At 53.0% G+C, this 319-nt stretch carries 1 rRNA gene; it reads left to right on the top strand.

Annotation, left to right across the window (positions count from 1 at the left end):
- A 23S ribosomal RNA gene (locus tag J3L11_RS19725) occupies positions 1-319 on the top strand; the annotation flags it as partial.

Genomic DNA, 319 nt, shown 5'->3' on the forward strand with positions numbered 1-319 from the left:
GTGAAGATGCCGTATACCCGCGGCTAGACGGAAAGACCCCGTGAACCTTTACTATAGCTTGGCACTGAACATTGACCCTGCATGTGTAGGATAGGTGGGAGACTATGAAGATGGGACGCCAGTCCTGATGGAGTCGACCTTGAAATACCACCCTTGCAGTGTTGATGTTCTAACCTGGGTCCCTGAACGGGATTAGGGACAGTGCCTGGTGGGTAGTTTGACTGGGGCGGTCTCCTCCTAAAGCGTAACGGAGGAGCACGAAGGTTGGCTAAGTACGGTCGGACATCGTACGGTTAGTGTAATGGCACAAGCCAGCTTA

This window comes from Shewanella sp. 4t3-1-2LB (assembly GCF_017368415.1).
GTDB lineage: Bacteria > Pseudomonadota > Gammaproteobacteria > Enterobacterales > Shewanellaceae > Shewanella > Shewanella fodinae.